This is a genomic window from Micromonospora sp. NPDC047521, from assembly GCF_055587305.1.
In genome coordinates, this window is sequence record NZ_JBVJGN010000015.1 from 47,286 (window position 1) to 68,716 (window position 21,431).

Sequence of the window (21,431 nt, forward strand, 5' to 3'; positions counted from 1 at the left end):
GATCGGCTCTGTCACTCGGACCGGAAGGACGACATGCGCTATCGCACTCTGGGCGCCACCGGCACTGTGGTGTCGACCCTGTGTCTGGGCACGATGACCTTCGGCGCGGAGACCGACGAGGCGGCCAGCTTCGCCCAGCTGGACCGCTTCGTCGACGCCGGCGGCACCTTCATCGACACCGCCGACGTCTACTCCTCAGGCGTCTCCGAGGAGATCGTCGGCCGGTGGCTGCGGTCGCGCCCGGAGCTGCGGGACCGCCTCGTCATCGCCACGAAGGGGCGGTTCCCGATGGGCTCCGGCGCGAACGACGCCGGTCTGTCCCGGGTGCACCTCACCCGCGCCCTGGACGCCAGCCTGCGACGGCTCGGCGTCGAGGCCGTCGACCTGTACCAGGCGCACGCCTGGGATCCGCTGACCCCGCTGCCGGAGACGCTGCGGTTCTTCGACGACGCCGTACGCGCCGGGAAGATCCGCTACGCGGGGGTCAGCAACTTCACCGGCTGGCAGTTGCAGAAGGCGGCCCTGCTCACCCAGCACCTCAACCTCACGCCGATCGTGACCCTGCAACCGCAGTACAACCTGCTGGCCCGGGAGATCGAGTTCGAGCTGGTGCCGGTCTGCGAGAACGAGGGCATCGGCATCCTGCCGTGGTCGCCGCTTGGTGGCGGCTGGCTGACCGGCAAGTACCAGCGCGACAGCACGCCCACCGGCGCGACCCGGCTCGGTGAGAACCCGCAGCGCGGCGTCGAGGCGTACGCCGGTCGCAACGCCGACGAGCGCACCTGGCGGGTGCTCGACGCGGTCCGAAAGGTCGCCGGGGACCACGGCGCGTCCATGTCGGCGGTGGCGCTGGCCTGGTTGGCGGCCCGACCGGCGGTCACCTCGGTGATCCTCGGCGCACGGACCACCGAGCAGCTCGACGACAACCTGACCGCCGCCGACCTGGTCCTCGACGCCGAGCAGATGCGACTGCTGGACGAGGCGAGCGCCCCACCGGTGGGCGACTACCCGTACGGCGGCGCGGGTGTGCGCCAGCGCGCCCGTGACCTGCCGGCCGCGCCGTGATCCCCTTCCCCGAGCCCACCGCCCCGGCCGGCAGCCGCACCGAGGTCTTCCTTCGCTACCTGGACTTCTTCCGCGAGTCGGTGGTGGACAAGGTGTCGGCGCTGGACGAGGCCGAGCTGCGGCGCAGCCGGCTGCCGTCCGGGTGGACCCCGTTGGAGCTGCTCACGCACCTGCGCCACGTCGAGCTGCGCTGGATCGAGTGGGGCTTTCAGGGCCGGGACGTCGCCGAGCCGTGGGGTGACCGCCGTGGGGACCGCTGGTACGTCGCTGCGGAGGTGACACGCGCGGAGTTGGTGGCGGCGCTGCGGGCGCAGGGCGCGCACACCACTGCGGTGGTGACGGCGCACGACCTGGCGGAGATCGGCGCGCCCGGCCCGCGGTGGAACGGCGCCGACCCGGCGTCGCTGGAGCGGGTGCTGTTCCACCTGGTCCAGGAGTACGCCCGCCACCTCGGTCACCTCGACGTCGTCGCCGAACTGGCCGGGGCGCCGACCGGGGAGTGACGTCGCGACGGCGACAATGGACCGATGCCGCTGCTCGTCGCACCCGCCCTGCCCGCCGGGAGCCTCGGCGCCCAGGAGCAACCCCACCTTCCGGTACGCCCCGGACTGGCGTTGCGGCCCTGGCGGACCGGCGACGCCCCGACCGTCCGGGCCGCCTTCGACTGTCCGGTGATCCAGCGGTGGCACGTCCGTCGCCTGGACAGTGACGACGAGGCGCGGTCGTGGACGGCGCAGTGGGCGGCCCGCTGGCACGCCGAGACGGACGCCAGCTGGGCGATCGTCGACGCCGACGACAGGCCGGTCGGTCAGGTGGGACTGCGCGGGGTGCTGTTGACCGAGGCGACGGCTGACGTGTCGTACTGGGTGGTGCCCGCCGCGCGTGGTCGGGGGATCGCCACCCAGGCGCTGGAGACGCTCACCAGGTGGAGCTTCACACGCGCCGGGCTGCACCGGTTGGCCCTGGAGCACTCCACCGCCAACGCGGCGTCCTGCCGGGTGGCCGCGCGGGCCGGTTTCCCGGTGGAGGGTGTGCGCCGCGAGTCGGTTCGGCACGCCGACGGGTGGCACGACATGCACCTGCACGCACGGCTGGCCTAGCGCACGCCGGCGGGCTCGGCGGGTTGCGGTGGCGGGGCCACCGGCCAGGTGAGCCGGCGTACGCCGGGCACGAGCGCGGTGCCGGCGCAGGAGGCGAGGACCAGCAGGCCGGCGACCGCCAGCGGGACGGGCGCGCCGAACGCGTCGGCGGCCAGCGGCGCCAGCGCGTAGCCCACAGGCATCGCGGCCAGTGACACCAGCCAGTCGTACGAGGTGACCCGGGCCAGGACCTCCGGCGGGAACTGGTGCTGCACGACTGTCTCCCAGACCGGGTTGAGGTAACCGAGGGCGGTCAGCGCCACGGCGTAGGTGACGATCACCGCGGCGGAGGGTGCGGCGACGGCGAGCAGGAACAGCGGCGCGGCGTAGCAGGCGAGCCCGAGGTTGGCCATCAGCACCGGCCGGCGCAGCCGGACGCGCCCCGCCAGCAGTGACCCGGCGAGCATGCCGATCGCGCCGGCCTGCAACAGCAGCACCCAGGTCGCCTCTCCGCCGAGGCGGTTGATGGCGACCGCCGGTCCGAGGGTGGTCAGGACGGCTGCGGCGCCGTTCCAGACGCCGTGCCCGAGCAGGCTGGTCCAGAACCAGTCGCGGGCGCGTACCTCGCCGAAACCGAGCCGCAGGTCGGCGAGGACCGAGCTGCGGGGCACCGGCACGTGGCGTACCCGTACCAGGACGAGCAGGGCGGCGCTGAGCGCGAACGACGCGCCGTCGATGACGAACGCCCAGCCTGGTCCGGCGGCCCAGATCAGCGCACCTGCCAACGCCGGGCCGAGCAGCCGGCTGGAGTTGGCGGTCACACCCATCAGTGCGTTGGCCTGTTGCCGTTGGGCCGGTTCGACGGTGCCGGCGACAAGTGGGGACGCGGTCGGTATGGCGAACGCCGACGCGACGCCGCCGATCGCGGACGCCACCACGACGGTGCTCATCGACGGGTCGCCGCCGAGCAGCTGGGCGCCGACGGCGAGTTGGGTCGCGCAGCGGACCAGGTCGGCCAGGACCGCGACGCGACGGGCGTCGAACCGGTCGGCGACGACGCCTCCCAGCGGCAGCAGGAGCAGCCGGGGAACCATCGCCGCGGCGAGGACGAGAGCCAGCGCTCCGGTCGAGCCGGTGGCGCGCAGGACGGCCAACGCCAGGGCGGCGGGTACCACGGCGTCGCCGAGCGCGGAGACGGTCCGGCCCAGGAAGAGCAGCCGGAAGGATCGCGTACGCAGGGGATGAGCCATACCGGCAACATACTTCGACGTCGAACCTTTTAGCAATGAATATTTCGGGACTGAGGTAAGCTGGGACGGTGACCACCACTCCGGATGCCGTCGACAGGCACATCGAACGCTGGCTCCCCGTGGTGCCCGACCTCGACGCGGACATCGAGGGCGCGGTCGTGCGGATGATCCACGTGACCCGGCACCTGCGGGCGGTCAAGGAACGCGTCCTGGCCGACCTCGACCTGCCCGCCCACGAGTACGACACCCTGCACGCGCTGGCCGGGCGGGGCGGCCGTGCGGCCCCCTCGGAACTCGCGGCCGATCTCGCGGTGGCGCCCGCCTCGATCACCGCACGCGTCGACACCCTGCTCCGGCGGGAGTTCGTGCGCCGTACCCCGTCCACGACCGACCGTCGCCGGGTGGACGTGGCGCTCACCGACGCCGGGCGGGCCGCCTGGCGGGCGGCCATGGAGGTCCAGGGCGACGAGGAGCACCGGCTGCTCGGCGCGCTCACCCCGACCGAACGACGACACCTCTCCGGCCTGCTCCGTCGGGTGCTGCTGGTGACCGAACAACCGGCTGACGCGCCGGCGACCGGCTGAGCGGCGAGGGAAATCGCCTGGCGGCCGCGTACCCCCTTTGAGAGGGTGACCGGCGTGACTGCGGATGCTGTGGCCGGGGCGCTGGCCGACGACGGGCGGCGGCGGATCTTCGCGGCGATCGTGCTGGGCGCGACAAGCGCGACCCAGGTCGCGCAGCGGACCGGTCTGGCGGCGCGGGTGGTGCTCACCGGGGTCCGCCGGCTCACCGGCGCGGGTCTCGTCACCGGCGCGGACGGCGCGCTCGCGCCCGACGAGGCGTCGTTGCGGGAGGCCGCCCGCGAGCGTCGCCCGGCCGGCGACGCCGACCCCGACGGCGACCCGGTGCTGCGCACGTTCCTGCGCGCCGGCGCCCTCGTGGGTCTGCCCGCCCAACGCGGCCGCCGGCGGGTGCTGCTGGCGCACATCGCCGAGCGGTCGTTCGAGGCGGGCACCCCCTACCCCGAGCGCGCCGTCGACGAGGCGCTCAAGCCGTGGTGCGCGGCGGGCGGGTCGGACCACGTCACGCTGCGCCGCTACCTGATCGACGAGCGGTTGCTGACCCGCGATCAGGGCATCTACCAGCGGCCCTGATCGTCCGCCGCGCGAACCGTCTCGTCGCGGAGCATGTTGCTAGCCTCCGTGCATGACCTCGTGTACGCCCGCCGACGGCCCACCCGACCTGCTGTTCCTGCTCTCCTGGGCGAGCCACGCGTTGCAGACCGAACACGCGGCGGGCCTGGCCGAGCTGGGCATCTCGCCGCGGGCGCACTACGTGCTGGCGCAGGCCACCACCGGTGAGCTGACCCAGCGCGAGATCGGCGAGCGGTGCGGGGTGGACAAGACCACGATGGTCGTCACGCTCGACCAGCTGGAACGGGCCGGGCTGGCCGAACGCCGTCCCGCGCCGACGGATCGGCGCGCCCGCCTGGTCGCGGTGACACCGGCGGGGGAGCAGGTTCTGCGGCGGGCCCGCCAGGTGGTCCAGCGCATCCAGGACGACCTGCTGGCCACCCTGCCCGAACAGGACCGGGACGTCTTCCTGCGCGCCCTTCTGTCGCTGGTGAACGGCCCGCTCGCGCACACCTCCCCGTACGCGCCGGGCGCCCGCTCCGGCTGTTGATCCGGGAACATATAGTCCCGCACAAGACTATCTGTTACGGTCTTAATCGTGCGATTCCCCTGGAGGCCCGCCGGTAGCTCCCCGACCGAGAACAACTCCAGCGCTGGTCAAAGACGGGGATGACGATCCCGGGGGCTCCAGGCGTTCGCACAGGGCCACCGACCAGGGCTGGAGTTGTTCTCGCTGGAACTACGGCGAGGCATAGGCAGCCCGCGTCGTCGGACCACGCCGCCGCCTCCCACTCAGGCCGGGCCCCCTCTACTTGGCGATCCCGCCCCAGTCCGAACTCGTGAAGGGGCTCTTCAGGGACGAGTTGACCGACGTGCAGTACGCGTAGGAGATCGTGCCGGAAGCCGCCTGCGCACCTTGTGCGATGCGACCGTTCTTGCACCTCGCCCAGCCGACGAACGAGCTACCGGAGCACCTGATGCCAGCGGTGTTCTGGTCTTTCCACGCCAGCGAACACGAGAACGCCAACGGCTGGGCACCCTGGCCGGCCACTGCTGGCGTGGCCGCCGCAAGAGTGCTGCCTCCCGCGAGGGCCAGCCCCGCAGCGGCGACAGCAAAGAGCTTTCGCTTCATACCCTTTTCCTTCCTCTGTGGTGCACCTGGCACTTCTCTGACCTGGTAGCAGATTCCTGGTCGGAAACCGGCGGTTGCTAAGCATCCGACTGGGCCCTGGCCGACGCGGCCGGACGGCTGCGCAACCGCATCGACGCTTTCGGCCCCGCTGTGGGACGCATCAATCTGGCGGTAAGCCTGACCTGCGGGTTGTAAGGCGGAACAGGGTCTGAGCTGTGCGGAACAGTTTCGCTCGCGTCGCCTCGAGGGCTGCCTGCGGCTTGGTCGAGCAATGTGATGCCGGTCACAACAGGATCGAAAGTCATTGATCTAAATGCGTGGATGTGTAGTTGTTTGAATCCTGGTTGTTCCAACTGAATCGAGACCCACCGTGAAATGGAGGGAGTGGCCTGTGTTGCGACCACCGGCACCCGATCCATCCATGAACGCCGGAGAGTTCGTCGCGGCCCTGAGGGCTTTACGCCTGTGGTCAGGGCTGTCGTACCGGGAGTTGGCCGCGAAGGCGCAGGCATCGGGAGGGTCGCTTCCACCCAGCACGATCACCTCGATGCTCGGCCGCAACACCCTGCCACGCGCCCCGCTGATCACGACGTTCGTCCATGCCTGCGGCCTGGATCAGGACACTGCGGACCGGTGGGTCGCGGTGCGCAACAGCATCGCCATAGGATCCGAGCACCCGGCATCGGGACCGCCTCCCGAGCTACTGGAGTCGCCGCCAGGCAGCGGCACCGAGCAGACGCCAGCGGATCTTCAGGTAAAGCGGCGCTCGCGGTCGCGGCCGGTGGTGATCGGCTTGGGTATCACCCTCGTGCTGATGATCAGCATCGCGGCATTCCTGCTGCCCGAACGCGATGGCAGCCAACACGATGGCGTCGTTGCCGTACCCGAGTTGCCGTCGACGCCCACCGGTGCCGTGGCCGTGCCGCCGAACGGTTGGGTGCGCATCCGCCCGGTCAGCGCCCCGCACCTCTGCCTGACCGACGGCCGCGTGCGGGATCGGCGGTACGTCCCGCTGGTGGCCGTGCAACGGCGGTGCGACGCGGTCGCCCCGCAGGGCACCATGCTGGAATCGATGGGTGGCGACCTCTACCGGATCCAGTGGCACCATCCCGACTATGGGAAGGGCTGCCTGAAGGCCCTGAGCGACGGACCCGGCATCGGTCTGCTGGAGCCAATGGACGACTGCCTCCAGGGCAGTCGATTCCACCTCGAACCATCCGCACCGTACGGAAGCAACCGGTACGTGCTGCGGGTGGACGGCCAGGGCTGTGTGGGCATCAGGGACTCGGACGCCTCTGAGGGTGCCGAGGCGGTCATGGAACGCTGCGTGGGAAGGGGCGGACAGGTCTTCCTCATCGAGGCCGCGTCGTAACCGAGGCCGGGTTCGGATCCAGGTCGGATCGGGACAAGGCTGGTCCGGATGTTCCGAGGCGCCGCTTGATCAACCCTCAGTTCTTAGCGTTGTTTTTGGTCTGGAAACTACGGGCGGGCCTGAACGAGGAGCCGTCATGAGCGCTGCCACCCACGGATCGTCCGTCCACTCGGGATCTCGCTCGCCGTCGTGGTGACGGTGCTGTCCTTCTTCCCCCTGGCGGGCGTCGAGGCCGACGGTGGCGCCAAGGTAGCCCTCGGCGCGACGCACCTCGCCGTGGCGGTCGCGCTGATCGCCCTGCTGCCCCGCCGCCGGTGACCGCGACCGGGGAAAACGGTTGACCGGGCAGTGATGATCATCAGGTGACCACCGTTCGGCCCACCTGGGTGACCGCGACCGTCCGACCCGACCATCCCGACGCGGCGCTGCTGCTGCGCGAGTACATGACCGAGATGGTGGTGCGGTACCACCGGCGCCCGGCCCGTCCCGGCGAGGTCGACGATGCGCTGGCCGAGATGCCGAGCGACGACCTGACCCCGCCGGGCGGGCTGCTGGTGGTCGCCCACCACGGGACCGACCTGGCCGGCTGTGCCGGGCTGCGCTGGCAGTCCGGCTGGGCCGAGCTGACGCGGGTGTTCGTCCGACCCGCGCACCGGGGCGCCGGTGGGGGCGCCGCGCTGCTGGCCGCTGTCGAGCAGCGGGCACGGGCGGCCGGGGTGCACCGGATCCGGCTCGACACCCGCCACGACCTGGTCGAGGCCCGCGCCCTGTACGTCCGGCACGGCTACGTCGAGATCCCCGCGTACTCGCACGGCCCGTACGCCGAGCACTGGTACGAGAAGCAGTTGACGTACGTCCGGGAAGGCGCTAAATAAGAAGAGGAAGTTGAGTCACCCCGACTCAACTCAACACCTTCGGCCAGGAGAACCGAGGAGGCATGACCATGTTGATGCGTACCGACCCGTTCCGCGAGATCGACCGGCTCGCCGAGCAGTTCTTCGGTACGGCAGCTCGTCCCGCGATGATGCACCTGGACGCCTACCGCGACGGTGACTACTTCTACGCCGCGTTCGACCTGCCCGGCGTCGACCCGGACACCATCGACTGCACCGTCGAGCGCAACGTGCTCACCGTCCGCGCCGAGCGACGCCGCCCCTCCGGCGACGGCGTCGAACTGGTCGCCGCCGAGCGTCCGATGGGCACCTTCACCCGGCAACTGTTCCTGGGCGACACCCTGGACACCGACAAGCTGGAGGCGGGCTACGAGCACGGGGTGCTGACGCTGCGCATCCCGGTGGCCGAGCGCGCCAAGCCCCGCCGCGTGACCATCACCGCCAACGGCGACGCCCGCCGGCAGATCAACGCCTGACCACAGCACGGGCCGCGGCGGCCGGCGCCTCTACCCGGAGGTACCGGCCGCCGGCTGCTGCGGGCGTACCCCCTCGGAGCGTGGGTAGAGCGCGGCGAGCGCGTGGGCGGTGTCGGCGACCCGGTCGCGCAGCTCGGCCGGAGCGAGCACCTCGATCTGCGCGCCGAGCTTGAGCATCTCGACGCAACCGTGCCGGACGGACTCGATCGGGACGGTCGTGGTGACCCAGCCGTCCGCGTCCGGCGTGCCGGCGTGCTCGTGCGCCGCGCGGCTCATCGCCGGCGGGAACAGGTACACCGTCTGCGCCAGCGCCGAGGCGGTTATCCGCACCCGGGCCTCGGCGCGGTACACGCCGCGCTCGTACCGCGCGGCGTGCTCCCGCCAGCAGTCCGCCAGGTCGAATTCGGCGGGCCGGTCCGCGGGCTCGTCCAGCACGGCCAGCTCCAGGATCGCGCCCACCCGGTAGGTGCGGACCTGCCCGCCGGCGGCGGCTACCAGATACCAGCGGCCGGCCTTGAGCACCACACCCAACGGGTCGAGGACCCGGGTCACCTCCCGGGGCGCCCGCCACCGCTGGTACCGCACCCGGATCCGGCGGTCCTCCCACACGGCCGAGGCAAGCGCGGCCAGGTGCGGTGTGGGCTCGGGCTCACGGAACCAGGTCGGCGCGTCCAGGTGGAACCGCTGCCGGATCCGCGCGCCCCGGTCGGCGAGATCCGACGGCAGCGCCGCGCGCAACTTCAGCTCCGCCGTGGCCAGCACCGAACCCAGCCCCAGCTCGGCGGCCGGCCCGGGTACGCCGGACAGGAACAACGCCTCGGCCTCACCTGCCGTCAGCCCGGTCAGCCTGGTCCGGTAACCGTCCAGCAGCCGGTACCCGCCGGCGGGGCCGCGCTCGGCGTACACCGGCACCCCGCTGGCGCCCAGCGACTCCACGTCGCGGTACACCGTGCGCACCGACACCTCGAGGGCCTCGGCCAGCTCGGCGGCGGTCATCCGCCCCCGCGTCTGCAGGAGCAGCAGCAGGGACACCAACCGGCTGGCTCGCACCGCCCGACGGTAACCGCCGCGCCCGGCGCCCCCACCCGGCGGGTGTCGGCGCGCCTGCGCGGCAAACCCACCCGGTGCTGAGAACCTTTTTCACATGGTGTCCTCCGACGCTCCGGTGCTCGCCCGCCCCACCGGCCGGCCGGCCCTGCCCGACGGGCCGGTCGACGTCACCGAGGCGTGGCTACGCAACCGCCGGCTGTCCGAGCACACCCGCGATGCCTACCGGCGGGACGTCACCGGCTGGCTGCACTGGTGTGCCGACCGGGACCTCGACCCGTTGCGGGCCACCTTCCTGCACGTCAACGAGTACGCCCGCGCGCTGGAGTCCACAGTCGCCGCGCACAGCGGCCGGCCGCTGACCCCGGCCACCGTGGCGCGTCGGCTCTCCGCGCTGTCCAGCTGGTACGACTTCCTGGTCAAGCTCGGCGGGGTTCCGGCCAACCCGGTCTCCGGCGCGGACCGGCCCCGCGTCGACCGGGACCACTCGGCCACCGTCGGCCTGACCCCCGAGGAGGTCGACGCCCTGCTCAGCGCCGCCGACGCGGACACCGGCCCGACGGCCGTGCGCAACCGGGCGGCCCTCGCGCTCCTTGCCGACCTGGGCCTGCGGGTCGGGGAGCTGATCTCGCTGGACCTGACCGACCTCGGCACCGAACGCGGGCACCGCAGCGTGCGCTTCGTCGGCAAGGGCGGCAAGCAACGCCGCCGCGCCCTCACCCCCGGCACCGGGTACGCGGTGGACGCGTACCTGGCGCAGCGGGCCGCCACCGCCGGCGTACCTGTGACGCAGCTGACCGGGCCTCTGCTGGTCACCGCCAGCGGTGCCCGGCTGGACCGGCACTCGGTGTTCCGGATGGTCAGGCGGCTCGCCCGCGCCGCAGGCATCCCGGCCTGGGCGAGGCTGTCCCCGCACTCGCTGCGGCACGCCTTCGCCACCACCGCCCGGTCCGAGGGCGTCCCCCTCGAGGACGTGCAGGACGCGATGGGCCACGCCGACCCGCGGACCACCCGCCGCTACGACCGGGACCGGCACAACCTCGACCGCGATCCGGCGTACGCGGTGTGGGCGGCGCGGTCCCGCCGACGCGGCTGACCGTCGCACCCCCGCCGTACGTTCGGCCCATGAGACACGGTCTGGAGATCCCCTGTGGTGGCGGCGCTGTCGCGGTGTCCACCCTTGTCGAGTTGGGTGAGCTGGCCGAGCGCGCCGGATGGGACGGGGTGTTCCTGGAGGACTACGTCGTCCACTACCAGGGTGACGACCCGTCCACCTACGACCCGTGGCTGGTGCTCGCCGTCATCGCCTCCCGGACCGACCGGGTGCGCCTGGGCACCACGGTCACCGCGCTGCCCCGGCGCCGTCCGGCGAAGTTGGCGCGCGAGGTGCTCACCCTCGACCACCTCAGCGCCGGCCGGGCCACCGTCGCGGTCGGCGTCGGCGACCCGGGCGACAGGGGTCTGGCCGCGTTCGGCGAGCCGACCGAGCTGGCCGTGCGCGCCGCGATGCTCGACGAGGGCCTCGACCTGCTGACCGGCCTGCTCGGCGGCGAGCCGGTCCACCACCGGGGCGTGCACTACCGCGCCGACGGCGTCGCGCTGCGGCCGCCGCCGGTGCAGTCGCCCCGGGTGCCGGTGTGGGTCGGCGGCAGCACCCAGGCCGGCGCGGTCCGACGCCGTGCGGCCCGCGCCGACGGCATCGTCCCGTACAAGCTCACCGACACCGACGGGTGGTCCGACTTCACAGCCGACGAGGTCCACGACCTGGTGCGCACCCTGCCACCGACCCGCGCCGACGGCCAACCGTTCGACGTGGCGATCGGTGGGCGGCGGCGCAACCCGGACGAGCGCGCCGAACGGGCGTACCTGCGCCAGGTGGCCGACGCCGGGGCCACCTGGTGGCTGGAGTACGTGCCGGTCGGTGACCCGGCGGCGATGCGCGCCGCGGTGGCCCGGGGGCCGCTGCGCTGACCGCCGGGCCCGCCGGTTCAGCCCTGAGGGCGGGGGCAGATGCAGAACGGCTGGCCGATCGGGTCGACGAGCACCACCCAGCGCTCCCCGCCGGGCTGGAACTCCGGCTTCGACGCCCCGGCGGCCACGAACTCCTTCTCGGCCACTGCCAGGTCGTCGACGTAGAGGTCCAGGTGGTATCGCTGCTGCCCGGCCGGGTCCGGCCAGGACGGCGGCTGGTACCCCTGGACCAGGCCGAAGCCGATGGACGTCCCACCGCCGCTGATCATCGCGTACTCGGCTTCGCTGTGGGTGATCTCCCAGCCCAGCAGTCGGTGGTAGAAGGCGGCGTGCGCGGCGGGGTCGGAGCTGTCCAGGTTGACCATCGCGAGGTCGGCGGTTGTCGTCATGTCCGCAGTCTCACCCGCCCTACCTGTCATCCACTGTCAGGTACGTCGGCGTTTCTCGCCCGACCTCCTCAGCAGAGCAGGTCCAGGTGGTGGTGGGCGTCCTCGGCGATCTCCTCGTGCCGCAGCCAGCGCCGCGCCCACAGCCGGGCGGCCAGCTCCGCCTGCTCGTCACCCCACGCGGCGTGCTCGACGAGTAGGGCGGCGGTCAGTGCGTACGCCAGGCGCAGCGCCAGGCCGCGCGCACCGGCGGTCACCGCGTCGGCGGTCGGGTCGGCCGTCACGGCGGTGATGGTGTCGCCGAGCTGCGCGGCGGTGGTGGCCAGCGTGTCGGCCAGCGCCGGCGAGAGCGGCCGGGCCAGGTCCACGGCGGCGGCGAGCCGGCTCAGCAGCGGCGCCCCGGCGTCCTCGCGGGTCAGCGCGCGCAGCACGTCCAGGGCCAGCACGTTCGTGGTGCCCTCCCAGATCGGCAGCACCTGCGCGTCGCGCAGCAGGCGGGGCACACCGGTGTCCTCCACGTAGCCGGCCCCGCCGAAGCTCTCCACGTACTCGCTGGCGGAGCTGACGGCGAGCCGGCCGGTGGCGAGCTTGGCCAGTGGCGCCACGATGCGCAGCTCTGCGGCTGCCTCCGGGTCGGCGCCGACCTCGACCCGCCCGAGCAGCGCGAACGCGTGCCCGGCGAGGGCGAACGCGCCCGCCGCGTCGACCGCGAGGGTGCCCAGGGTGGCCCGGTGCAGCGGCGACGACGCCAGTGGGCCGCCCGCGACGTGCCGCACGTCGGCGTACGCCCGGGCGTAGGCCAGGCCGCGTCGCATCCCGCCGGCTGCCGCGGCGGCGTTGTGCACGCGGGTCACCACCACCAGGGTCATCGCCCGGACCAGCCCGGGCACGCCCGGGTCGCCCAGCGGCACGGCGTACGCGTCGTGCAGGCCGATCTCGGCGGTGGGCAGCGCTCGGGTGCCCAGCTTGTCCTTCAGGCGGTGCACGGTGACGCCCTGCGCAGGCGCGTCGGCGGCGGCCCCGTCGGCCAGGGGTGAGTCGGCCGCGTAGCGGGGCACCAGGAACGGGGCGAGCATCCGGCTGCCCCGCCCGGCGCCCTCGGGTCGGGCCAGCGCCACCGCCATCGCCGCGTCGGCCGCCGAGCAGAACCACTTCTGCCCGGTCAGCCGCCACGATCCGTCGGCGGCGGGCCGGCCGATGGTGCTGGAGCGGCCCAGGTCCGAGCCGCCCTGCGACTCGGTCATCCACTGGCCGCTGGTGATCGCGGTCGCCGGGTCGGTGGAGACCAGCCGGGGCAGCCACGCGTCACGGACCGACGCGTCGACGTCGGGCAGGCTGAGCAGCGCCGCCGCGCCGTCGGCCATCGCCACCGGGCAGGAGAACGTCGCCGACTCCGGCCCGTACAGGTGCAGCAGGGCGTGCTGCACGACCCGCGCGGCGGCGCCCCAGGTGCCGCGCGCGTCCGGCAGGTAGGGAAGCGCGACCACGGCGTGCCGGGCCGCGGCGGCCCGCTGCGCCTGCCAGCCGGCGGACGTCTCGATGCGGTCGATCCGGGCGCCCCACGGGTCGTAGCGGACCAGGGTCGGCGGGTGCGCCTCGGCGTCGGCGTGCGCCGCACGCAGCGGCCCTGTGACATCGGCCGCCAGGTCGGCCAGCCGGCCCTTCGCGGCGGCGTGCCCGGCCGGGCCGAGGTGGCGCTCCAGCCAGGACCGCAGCAGGGCGTCGTCGGCGTACGGGTCGGCGGGGGGTGGTACCGGCTGCACGAAGCGGTTCATCGATCGGCTCCCTGGCACTGCTCGGGCGTGTGCGCCGACGGTAGACGATTCCTGGCCACCGCGGACAGGGCCTTGGGCGCACCCGATTTCCCGCTTGTCCTGCCTCACCGCGACGGTGTTCTCTACGGTCGGTAGTCGTGGGGGCCGGTCAGACGTGGAGCCGACCGGCCCGGCGGAGCCGTCCGATGCGCACCGGGCTGGCGTTCGCCGGGTTCGGCGTGGCGCTGTGCTGCGTCGGGGTGGCCGGCCTGGCCGCCTGGAACCTGCAGACGGTCCGTGGGGCCGCCGGGCCGATCCGGGAGACCGCCGACGGCTTCCTCAACGAGGTGACGGTCGGGGACACCACCGGGGCGTACGACAGGCTGTGCAAGGACGCGCGCAGCAGGTGGAGCGCGATCGGCTTCACCAGTTGGGTGCGTACGCCGCCGATGGTCACCGACTACGAGATCACCGACGTGTCGGTGGTCACCAAGAGTGGGCGGGCGCACGGCACGGTGACCGTGAAGGTGACACGTGACGGGGGCATCACCGAGGAGCGCCGCCTGCCAGTGGTCCGCGAGGGCGGGGACTGGCGGGTGTGCGGTGACCCCTTCTGAGCCGCCGGTCGTCCAGCCGAAGCGGCAGTGGTTGCTGCGCGAGCGTCGCGGCGTGGAGCAGACCACGTCGATGGAACTCTTCTTCGACCTGGTCTTCATCTTCACCATCACACAGTTGGCGCACTACCTGATCGCGCACCCGGACTGGCGTGGCGCCGCGCGTACCGCCATCGTGCTGGCGCTGGTCTGGTTCGTGTGGATCTACACCGCCTGGGGGACGAACTGGTTGCGGCCCGACCAGGGACCGGTACGGGCGCTGCTGATCGCGCTGATGCTGGGCAGCCTGCTGCTCTCGGCGGCGATCCCCGAGGCGTTCGACGGCGCCGGGCTGCTCTTCGCGCTGGTCTACGTGACCCTGCAGTTGGGCCGCACCGGGTTCGCGTTGTGGGCGGTGCAGGGCCAGCCGTGGCTTGTCGACGGGTTTCAGAAGACGCTGCCGTGGTTCGCCGGGACGTCGGTGCTCGTGGTGCTCGGCGCGGTCGTCGGCGGAGCCTTCCAGGAGGCGCTGTGGGCGGCGGCGATCGGGGTCGAGGTGATCGGCCTGTCGACCGGGTTCCCGGTGCCCGGCCTGGGCCGTACCCCGGCCGAGCGGTGGATGGTGGAGGGCGGGCACCTGGCGGAGCGGTGCCAGGCGTTCATCCTCATCGCCCTCGGCGAGTCGATCCTGGTCACCGGGAGCACACTCGCGCAGCACCTGGACCTGCCGATGGTCGGCGCGTTCGTGCTGGCGTTCGCCGGTTCGGTGGCGCTGTGGTGGGTGTACTTCACCCGCTCGGCCCCGGCGGCGGCGCAGGTCGCCGCCGGGGCCGGCGAGCGCACCGGGGCGTTGGGCCGGCTGGCGTTCAACTACCTGCACCCGGTGATGGTCGCCGGGATCATCGTCACCTCGGCGGGCGACGAGCAGCTCCTGCGCGAGCCCGGCGCCTCCGCCACCGTGGCCAGCGCGCTGTTCACGCTCGGCGGTCCGGCGCTGTTCCTCGCCGGGCACGCCGCCTACCGGGCGGTGCTGTGGCGGACCCTGCCGTCCAGCCGGATCGCGGCGGTCGTGGTGTTGTCGGCGTTGACACCGGTCGCCGTGGTGTCGGGGATTCCCGTCGCGGCGTGCGCCGCGGCGGCGGTGGCGGTCACCGTCGCCGTGATCGTGGCCGACCGGCTGTCGGGGCTGCCGGCGACTCAGTCGCGGGGGCCGAGGTCGCCGCTGCGGTAGTGCCGCCGGCAGAGCACCTGGTAGCGCACGTCGGCGGTGTCGACGGTGTCGCCGATGACGACCTGCGCCCCCTCGCGGACCACCCGCCCGTCGACGACGCGGGCGTTGAGCAGCCCTTCCCGGCCGCACCAGCAGAGCACCTCGACCTGGATGCGGGCCACCTCGTCGGCCAACTCGAACAGGCGTTGCGCGGCGGGGAACAGGCAGGACCGGAAGTCGGTGGCGAGGCCGAACGCGAACACGTCCACGTCGTAGCTGTCCACCAGTTCGGCCATCTGCTCGACGTGCTCCACCGTGTAGAAGCAGGCCTCGTCGCAGATGAGGTAGTCCACGCGTACCCCGTCGGCCCACCGGCCCCGTACGAGAGCCCGCAGGTCCAGGTCGTCGGTGACCTCGATGGCCTCGTGGGCCAGGCCGATGCGGGTGGTGACCTGCGGGCCCAGCGACCTGTCGATGCGGGTGGTGACCAGACCGCGGCGGCCCTGCCGGGCGTGGTTGTAGTTCATCTGCAACGCCATCGTGGACTTGCCGCAGTCCATCGGCCCCCAGAAGAACTTCAGCGCCGCCGCGTGCACCGGACGCCCGTCGAGCCCGCGCGCCGCCGCGCACCCCGCCGGAGCGTGCGGCTGGCCGGGGAACGGGTGGGCCAGGCAGGTGGGGGCGGCAGCGGCGTCGTCAGTCACGGTCGGGCAGCCTAGCCGATCGACGGGGCCTGATCTGTCGGGTGCGGGATGCGTGCTCAGAGCACCCGGGGCGGTGTGTTGCCGGCCGCGACGATGGCCCGGCGGATCGGCACGGCGGCCAGCAGCAGGAACCCGACGACGAAGAAGATCAACAGTGAGACCAGGCCCACCCGGTACGAGGCGGTGAGCTGGAACACCAGGCCGAAGGCGAGCGGGCCCAGCCAGCTGGTGCCCTTGTCGCTGATCTCGTAGAAGCCGTAGTACTCGCCCTCCTTGCCGGCGGGGATGAGCTGGCTGAACAGCGACCGGCTCAGGGCCTGGCTGCCGCCCAGGACCAGCCCGATCGCCGCGCCGAGGATCATGAACGGCACCGGCGCCTCGGCGGGCAGCCGGAACGCGCCGAGGATCACGCCCGTCCAGAGCACCAGGCTGAGCAGCACCGTCTTCCAGGCGCCGATGCGCCGGGCCAGCGCGCCGAGGCTCAACGCGCCGCCGAAGGCGAGGAACTGCACCAGCAGGATGGTGACGATCAGGGTGCTCTGCTCCAGCCGCAGTTCCTCGGTGCCGTACTGGCTGGCCAGGGTGATGACGGTCTGGATGCCGTCGTTGTAGACCAGGAACGCGAGCAGGAAGAACAGCGTGAGCGGGTACGCCTTGATCTCCCGTAGCGTGCGACCCAACTGCCGGAACCCGTCGGTGAGCACGTTCCCGCCGCCGGTCAGCGCCGCGGCGCTGGGGCGTTCGCGCAGCCACCGCAGCGGCACCAGCGTGAACGCCGCCCACCACACGCCCGCCGACACGATCGACCAGCGGGCCAGGTCCAGGGTGCGCTGCGGGTTGTCGTCCTCGCTGAGCAGGGTGACCGCTACCAGGTTGAGCGCGAGCAGCAGGCCGCCGCCGAGGTAGCCCAGTGCCCAGCCGCGGCTGGAGATGCCGTCGCGTTCGTCGGGGCCGCCGAGCTGCGGCAGGAACGAGTTGTAGACGACGATGGCGGCGCCGAAGGAGATGTTGGCGATGAGGAACAGCGCGCCGCCGAGCAGGTACCGGTCACCGGTCACGAAGGCCATGGCGATCGTCGCTCCGGCGCCGGTGAACGCGGCGCCACCAAGCAGGCGCTTCTTGTGCGCCGACCGGTCGGCGATCGCCCCGATGACCGGCAGGACGAACACGGTGAGGAAGACCGACAGCGAGATGAGGTACGGGTAGTAGGACCCGGCGGCGACCTTGATGCCCAACGGGTACACCGAGCCGTCGCAGGTGTCCGCGCCCAGTTCGCAGCCGGCGGCCAGTTCGGCGACGGTGGTCAGGAACGGACCCAGGAACACGGTGATGACCGTGGTCTGGAAGGCGGAGTTGGCCCAGTCGTAGATGTACCAGCCGCTGCGCTCGCGGCGGGTGCTCGCCGGATGCGGGGCGTCGTTGGCCGTGGGGGTCACGGTCTCGGCCATCGGGGGTCCTTCGGTCCTCAGGCGGCCCAGTGGCCGCGGCTGCGGTAGACGTCGCGCAGCACGCCGACGTGATCGGTCATGATGCCATCCACGCCACGATCAAGTAAGTCGTGCATCTGGGCGGGTTCGTCGATCGTCCAGACGTGCACCTGCAGGCCGAGCCGGTGGCAGTAGTCGAGGAAGCGGCGGTCCACCACCGGCACCCGCCCGTAGCGCGGCGGCACCTGCGCGGCGACCACCGACGGGGGCAGTCGCAGCGGGCGTCCGTGCAGGGAGGCGAGCCGCAGCCGGGCCACCCCGCGCATGCCGAGGCTGGTGGCGACGCGTCCCTCGGTGAGGGCGCGCATCCGGGTCAGTCGGGCGTCGCTGAACGAGGCGAGCAGCACCCGGTCGGCGGCCCCCGCCCGGGTCACGGCGGCGACCGTCGGCTCGACGCCGCCGTCGGCCTTCACGTCGATGTTGAAGCGGACCCGCGGCCAGGCGTCCAGGACCTCGTCGAGCCGGGGTACGACGGCGGCGCCGCCGACGCGTACCGAGGCGAGGTCGGCCCAGGTCATGTCGGCGATTCGCCCCGGCTCGCTGGTGACCCGTCTCAGCGTCGGGTCGTGGAAGATCACCGCCACGCCGTCGGCTGTGGCGTGCACGTCGGTCTCCACGTACCGGAAGCCCAGCGCGATGGCCCGGGCGAACGCCTCGGTGGTGTTCTCGTCGCCCTCGGCCGCGCCGCCGCGGTGGGCGAACGCCAGCGGCGCGGGCGCGTCGAGGTAACCGGGTCGGGTCAGCACGCTGGGCAGTATGCCCGCGGTCGGTGGCCGGTGGGTGACCGGCGGGCGTCTGTCGCCCGCTCGGTCGAGCAGGTCGGCGCCGCTTCGTCACCCGGCGGCGGGTCAGTCGGCGGGGCGGTGGATCAGCCGGAGGCTCCGCCGGATCCGGTCGCGGAACTCGTCCCTGGAGGTCGCTGTCGACTTCCAGGTCAGGGCGGCGGAGAAGAGCAGGTCCGTCACGTCGTGGGCGGTCAGGTCGGCGGGCAGGAGGCCGGGTGGGGCGAGGGCGGCGATGTGGGCGCTCAGCGTTGCCCGGGCCCGCTGCTGGTAGTCGTGGAACATCGAGCCCAGCCGGGGTTCGCTGTTCTCCAGCAGCTCGTTGAGGTCGCGGGCCACCGGGGTGTCGATGTACGGGCCCATGAGCGCGTCGAGCCCCGCCACGATTGCCTCGTCGAAGCTCAGCGAGCGGTCGGCGAGGCGGACCTCCATGGCCCGCTGGGCGCGCTCCAGGACGCCCTGCATGGTGGCGCGGTACAGCTGCTCCTTGTTGGGGAACATCAGGTACAGGCCCGGTCGGGATATGCCGGCCGCCCTGGCGACGGCCTCCATGGAGGTCTTCTGGAATCCGTAGCGCCCGAACACCCCGACCGCCGCCACGAGGGCGGCGGCGCGCTTCGGGTCTTCGACATCCATCTGCGCGTTGCTCACGCTGGACAGATTAGATGATCTTGCAGAAATTGCCCAACGTGTCAATCCGTGACGGCGGCAGGGAGCATCATCCCGCGTTGCGGCGGTGGGCGCGACTCGGGTCGCTCGGGCGACCGGGGTCGACATGCCGGGGCCCCTCGGGTTCGTCGGGGCGCAGCGGTGCGAGGGTGTCGGTGAGGGCGTCGATGATCCGGTCGGTGGCGCGGCGGGCGGCACCCGGGCTGGTGGACGTGGTCTCGCCCAGTTCGACGGGGTCCCCGAAGTGCACCCGGATCACCGGGCGGCGCCACAGGGCGCGGGCGACGCCGCCGAGCATTCCCTTCGGCGCCCGGTAGGGCAGCACCTCGTGCGCGCCCCACTGGGCGACCGGGATGACCGGCGCGTTGCAGGCCAGCGCGAGGCGGGCGGCGCCGGTCTTGCCGCGTTCGGGCCACATGCCGGGGTCCAGGCCGATGCGCCCCTCGGGGTAGATGAGGATCACCGATCCCGCCGCGACGGCGCTCGCGGCGGTCTCCAGGGCCTGGTGGACGGCGCTGGTGCCCCGGTCGACGCGGATGTGCCCGGCCCGGCGCATCGCGGCGCCGAGTATCGGGGCGCGGAACAGGCCGGCGGTCGCCATGATCCTCGGGGCGATCCCGCGGGTCTGGCAGGCGGCGGCCATCACGAGCGGGTCGAACGGGCTGATGTGGTTGGCGGCCAGCACCAGCGGTCCGCGGCGCAGGTGCGCGGGGACGTCGCCGGTGACCTCGAGGCGGGCGAGCGGGGCGACCAGGGCCCGGGTGAGCAGCAGGGCCGCACGCCAGATCAGCGGTGGCTGCCAGGTGGAGTACGCGGTGTCCATCAGCGCGACATCGTCGCATGCGGCGGCGGGGTCGCGAGGGCGGGTCGTGCTGGATGGCCCGGGGTGATCAGGGTCATTGGTCCCGGGCCGGTTCGGGTCGCCCGGCCCTGCCCGATCCTCTACGACGAGAAGTAGTATTTACTACGTCTCGTAGTACGACTCGCTGGGGGTTATCAGGTGGACGCGTTGGACGTCGCCCGTTGGCAGTTCGGTGTCACCACCGTCTACCACTTTCTCTTCGTTCCGCTGACCATCGGCCTGTCCGTGCTGGTGGCCATCCTCCAGACGATGTGGCACCGCACGGGCAACGAGCGCTACCTCAAGCTCACCAAGTTCTACGGCAAGCTCTTCCTGATCAACTTTGCCATGGGTGTGGTCACCGGCATCGTGCAGGAGTTCCAGTTCGGCATGAACTGGAGCGACTACTCCCGCTTCGTCGGCGACATCTTCGGCGCACCGCTGGCCATCGAGGCGCTCGTCGCGTTCTTCCTCGAATCCACCTTCATCGGCCTGTGGATCTTCGGCTGGGACCGGCTGCCCAAGCGGGCCCACCTGGCCAGCATCTGGGCCGCGGCCATCGGCACGAACCTGTCCGCGTACTTCATCCTCGCGGCGAACTCGTTCATGCAGAACCCCGTCGGCTACCGCATCAACCCGGACAGCGGACGCGCCGAGCTGACCGACTTCCCGGCGGTGCTCACCAACAAGGTCGCCCTGATCACGTTCCCGCACACCCTGGCCGGCTCGTTCCTGGTCGCCGGGTCGCTTGTCGTGGCCGTCGGCCTGTACCACGTGATCCGCAACCGCGACTCCGCCGACGCCGGCGCGTACCGCTTCGCCACCAGGTTCGGCTCCTGGGTGGTCCTGGTCTCCTCGGCCGCCGTGCTGTTCACCGGCGACATCCAGGGCAAGATCATGACTCAGGTGCAGCCGATGAAGATGGCTGCCGCCGAGGGCCTCTACACCACCGAGAGCCCCGCCTCGTTCTCCGTGCTCACCATCGGCAGCCTCGACGGCAGCCGCGAGGTGTTCGCCCTGAAGATCCCGTACCTGCTGTCGTACCTGGGCACCGGCGACCCGAACGGCACCGTGCACGGCATCAACGACCTGCAGGCCCAGTACGCCACCCAGTACGGCGCGGGCAGCTACACCCCGATCATCCCGGTGACCTACTGGAGCTTCCGCTTCATGATCGCCTTCGGGATGGCCGCCGCCGCGATCGCCCTGCTGGTCCTGTGGAGCCAGCGCAAGGGCCGCACCCCGCGCAGCAAGTGGCTGCTGCGCGCCGGGCTGGCCATGCCGGTGCTGCCGCTGCTTGCCAACTCGTTCGGCTGGATCTTCACCGAGATGGGTCGCCAGCCGTGGATCGTCTTCGGCGAGATGCTCACCCGCAACGGCGTGTCCCGCAGCGTCTCGCTGACCGAGGTGCTCACCTCGTTCACCGCCTTCACGCTGATCTACGCGACCCTCGCCGTGATCGAGGTCAAGCTGCTGCTGCGCTACGCCAAGGCCGGCGTGCCGGACGTCAGCGAGGAGCACCCCATCGACGACACCCATGACGACGCCGAGCGCCCGCTCGCCTTCGCCTACTGATCCCGGAGCCCA

The 21,431-nt window shown here is 72.4% G+C and carries 25 protein-coding genes; 15 read left to right on the top strand and 10 right to left on the bottom strand.

The window, feature by feature from the left end:
* Window positions 1–33 precede the first annotated feature (33 nt).
* Genes ACZ6N8_RS26370 through ACZ6N8_RS26380 form a run of 3 tightly spaced genes read left to right on the top strand, consistent with a single transcriptional unit; the run spans window position 34 to window position 2,165 of the window.
* On the top strand, window positions 34–1,065 hold the full coding sequence (locus ACZ6N8_RS26370; RefSeq protein WP_466013188.1) for an aldo/keto reductase: 1,032 nt from the start codon (window positions 34–36) through the stop codon (window positions 1,063–1,065).
* A complete protein-coding gene (locus ACZ6N8_RS26375) occupies window positions 1,062–1,568 on the top strand; it encodes a mycothiol transferase (RefSeq protein WP_466013189.1) in 507 nt (168 codons plus the stop codon). The genes ACZ6N8_RS26370 and ACZ6N8_RS26375 overlap by 4 nt, the downstream gene beginning before the upstream one ends.
* Before the next feature lie 24 nt (window positions 1,569–1,592).
* Window positions 1,593–2,165, top strand: a complete 573-nt coding sequence (locus ACZ6N8_RS26380) for a GNAT family N-acetyltransferase (RefSeq protein ID WP_466013190.1) — start codon at window positions 1,593–1,595, stop codon at window positions 2,163–2,165.
* Here ACZ6N8_RS26380 and ACZ6N8_RS26385 read toward each other — a convergent pair.
* Window positions 2,162–3,394: an MFS transporter gene (locus ACZ6N8_RS26385; protein WP_466013191.1), complete on the bottom strand. Its 1,233-nt coding sequence runs from the start codon at window positions 3,392–3,394 to the stop codon at window positions 2,162–2,164. The two genes, ACZ6N8_RS26380 and ACZ6N8_RS26385, sit on opposite strands and share 4 nt — an antisense overlap.
* A 68-nt stretch (window positions 3,395–3,462) precedes the next feature.
* Between ACZ6N8_RS26385 and ACZ6N8_RS26390 the strand changes: the two genes are divergently transcribed.
* The 3 genes from ACZ6N8_RS26390 to ACZ6N8_RS26400 are packed head-to-tail and all read left to right on the top strand — an operon-like array spanning window position 3,463 to window position 5,077.
* Window positions 3,463–3,978, top strand: coding sequence for a MarR family winged helix-turn-helix transcriptional regulator (locus ACZ6N8_RS26390; protein WP_466013192.1), 516 nt, complete (start codon window positions 3,463–3,465; stop codon window positions 3,976–3,978).
* 54 nt (window positions 3,979–4,032) lie between these two features.
* Window positions 4,033–4,548: a DUF2087 domain-containing protein gene (locus ACZ6N8_RS26395; RefSeq protein WP_466013193.1), complete on the top strand. Its 516-nt coding sequence runs from the start codon at window positions 4,033–4,035 to the stop codon at window positions 4,546–4,548.
* 52 nt (window positions 4,549–4,600) lie between these two features.
* Complete coding sequence (locus ACZ6N8_RS26400) at window positions 4,601–5,077, top strand: MarR family winged helix-turn-helix transcriptional regulator (RefSeq protein ID WP_466013194.1); 477 nt, start codon at window positions 4,601–4,603, stop codon at window positions 5,075–5,077.
* A gap of 258 nt (window positions 5,078–5,335) precedes the next feature.
* Here ACZ6N8_RS26400 and ACZ6N8_RS26405 read toward each other — a convergent pair whose 3' ends face one another.
* Window positions 5,336–5,659 carry a hypothetical protein gene (locus ACZ6N8_RS26405; RefSeq protein WP_377602022.1) on the bottom strand — a complete coding sequence of 108 codons (324 nt, stop codon included), beginning with the start codon at window positions 5,657–5,659 and terminating at the stop codon, window positions 5,336–5,338.
* A 421-nt stretch (window positions 5,660–6,080) separates the two neighbouring features.
* Here ACZ6N8_RS26405 and ACZ6N8_RS26410 point away from each other — a divergent pair, with 421 nt between their 5' ends.
* From ACZ6N8_RS26410 to ACZ6N8_RS26425, 4 genes are all read left to right on the top strand, one after another.
* Window positions 6,081–7,031, top strand: coding sequence for a helix-turn-helix domain-containing protein (locus ACZ6N8_RS26410; protein ID WP_466013195.1), 951 nt, complete (start codon window positions 6,081–6,083; stop codon window positions 7,029–7,031).
* A gap of 189 nt (window positions 7,032–7,220) precedes the next feature.
* A complete protein-coding gene (locus ACZ6N8_RS26415; protein ID WP_377602018.1) occupies window positions 7,221–7,349 on the top strand; it encodes a DUF6069 family protein in 129 nt (42 codons plus the stop codon).
* Window positions 7,350–7,393: 44 nt separating this feature from the next.
* Window positions 7,394–7,906, top strand: coding sequence for a GNAT family N-acetyltransferase (locus ACZ6N8_RS26420; RefSeq protein WP_466013196.1), 513 nt, complete (start codon window positions 7,394–7,396; stop codon window positions 7,904–7,906).
* A gap of 68 nt (window positions 7,907–7,974) precedes the next feature.
* The gene (locus ACZ6N8_RS26425; protein ID WP_139585868.1) at window positions 7,975–8,400 is read left to right on the top strand and encodes an Hsp20/alpha crystallin family protein; all 426 of its coding nucleotides are present in this window, start codon (window positions 7,975–7,977) and stop codon (window positions 8,398–8,400) included.
* 30 nt (window positions 8,401–8,430) lie between these two features.
* Here the strand turns inward: ACZ6N8_RS26425 and ACZ6N8_RS26430 are convergent, their stop codons facing one another.
* Window positions 8,431–9,450 carry a helix-turn-helix transcriptional regulator gene (locus ACZ6N8_RS26430; RefSeq protein ID WP_466013197.1) on the bottom strand — a complete coding sequence of 340 codons (1,020 nt, stop codon included), beginning with the start codon at window positions 9,448–9,450 and terminating at the stop codon, window positions 8,431–8,433.
* 94 nt (window positions 9,451–9,544) lie between these two features.
* On the opposite strand from ACZ6N8_RS26430, the gene ACZ6N8_RS26435 reads away from it, so the two are divergent.
* Window positions 9,545–10,543 (top strand): tyrosine-type recombinase/integrase, encoded by a 999-nt coding sequence (locus ACZ6N8_RS26435; protein ID WP_466013198.1) that lies wholly within the window; start codon window positions 9,545–9,547, stop codon window positions 10,541–10,543.
* A gap of 29 nt (window positions 10,544–10,572) precedes the next feature.
* Window positions 10,573–11,418 carry an LLM class flavin-dependent oxidoreductase gene (locus ACZ6N8_RS26440; protein ID WP_466013199.1) on the top strand — a complete coding sequence of 282 codons (846 nt, stop codon included), beginning with the start codon at window positions 10,573–10,575 and terminating at the stop codon, window positions 11,416–11,418.
* A 17-nt stretch (window positions 11,419–11,435) separates the two neighbouring features.
* Here ACZ6N8_RS26440 and ACZ6N8_RS26445 read toward each other — a convergent pair whose 3' ends face one another.
* On the bottom strand, window positions 11,436–11,807 hold the full coding sequence (locus ACZ6N8_RS26445) for a VOC family protein (RefSeq protein ID WP_364365077.1): 372 nt from the start codon (window positions 11,805–11,807) through the stop codon (window positions 11,436–11,438).
* Window positions 11,808–11,875: 68 nt separating this feature from the next.
* On the bottom strand, window positions 11,876–13,579 hold the full coding sequence (locus ACZ6N8_RS26450; protein ID WP_466013200.1) for an acyl-CoA dehydrogenase family protein: 1,704 nt from the start codon (window positions 13,577–13,579) through the stop codon (window positions 11,876–11,878).
* A 137-nt stretch (window positions 13,580–13,716) separates the two neighbouring features.
* On the opposite strand from ACZ6N8_RS26450, the gene ACZ6N8_RS26455 reads away from it, so the two are divergent.
* Together ACZ6N8_RS26455 and ACZ6N8_RS26460 are read left to right on the top strand one after the other, a co-directional pair.
* Entirely contained in the window at window positions 13,717–14,175 is a 459-nt protein-coding gene (locus tag ACZ6N8_RS26455; protein WP_466013201.1) for an Rv0361 family membrane protein, read from the top strand.
* Window positions 14,162–15,382: a low temperature requirement protein A gene (locus ACZ6N8_RS26460; protein ID WP_466013202.1), complete on the top strand. Its 1,221-nt coding sequence runs from the start codon at window positions 14,162–14,164 to the stop codon at window positions 15,380–15,382. Before ACZ6N8_RS26455 ends, ACZ6N8_RS26460 begins: the two co-directional genes overlap by 14 nt.
* On the opposite strand, the gene ACZ6N8_RS26465 is transcribed toward ACZ6N8_RS26460, so the two are convergent.
* The 5 genes from ACZ6N8_RS26465 to ACZ6N8_RS26485 all read right to left on the bottom strand — a co-directional run bounded on the left by ACZ6N8_RS26465 (window position 15,349) and on the right by ACZ6N8_RS26485 (window position 19,826).
* Window positions 15,349–16,065 carry a thymidine kinase gene (locus ACZ6N8_RS26465; RefSeq protein WP_139587755.1) on the bottom strand — a complete coding sequence of 239 codons (717 nt, stop codon included), beginning with the start codon at window positions 16,063–16,065 and terminating at the stop codon, window positions 15,349–15,351. The genes ACZ6N8_RS26460 and ACZ6N8_RS26465 overlap by 34 nt on opposite strands.
* A 56-nt stretch (window positions 16,066–16,121) precedes the next feature.
* The gene (locus ACZ6N8_RS26470; protein WP_364365068.1) at window positions 16,122–17,513 is read right to left on the bottom strand and encodes an MFS transporter; all 1,392 of its coding nucleotides are present in this window, start codon (window positions 17,511–17,513) and stop codon (window positions 16,122–16,124) included.
* A gap of 17 nt (window positions 17,514–17,530) precedes the next feature.
* Entirely contained in the window at window positions 17,531–18,298 is a 768-nt protein-coding gene (locus ACZ6N8_RS26475; protein ID WP_466013203.1) for a glycerophosphodiester phosphodiesterase, read from the bottom strand.
* A gap of 102 nt (window positions 18,299–18,400) precedes the next feature.
* Window positions 18,401–18,985, bottom strand: a complete 585-nt coding sequence (locus tag ACZ6N8_RS26480; RefSeq protein WP_466013204.1) for a TetR/AcrR family transcriptional regulator — start codon at window positions 18,983–18,985, stop codon at window positions 18,401–18,403.
* A 67-nt stretch (window positions 18,986–19,052) separates the two neighbouring features.
* Entirely contained in the window at window positions 19,053–19,826 is a 774-nt protein-coding gene (locus ACZ6N8_RS26485; protein WP_466013205.1) for a lysophospholipid acyltransferase family protein, read from the bottom strand.
* A gap of 177 nt (window positions 19,827–20,003) precedes the next feature.
* On the opposite strand from ACZ6N8_RS26485, the gene ACZ6N8_RS26490 reads away from it, so the two are divergent.
* Window positions 20,004–21,419 (top strand): cytochrome ubiquinol oxidase subunit I, encoded by a 1,416-nt coding sequence (locus ACZ6N8_RS26490; RefSeq protein ID WP_466013206.1) that lies wholly within the window; start codon window positions 20,004–20,006, stop codon window positions 21,417–21,419.
* Window positions 21,420–21,431 lie beyond the last annotated feature (12 nt).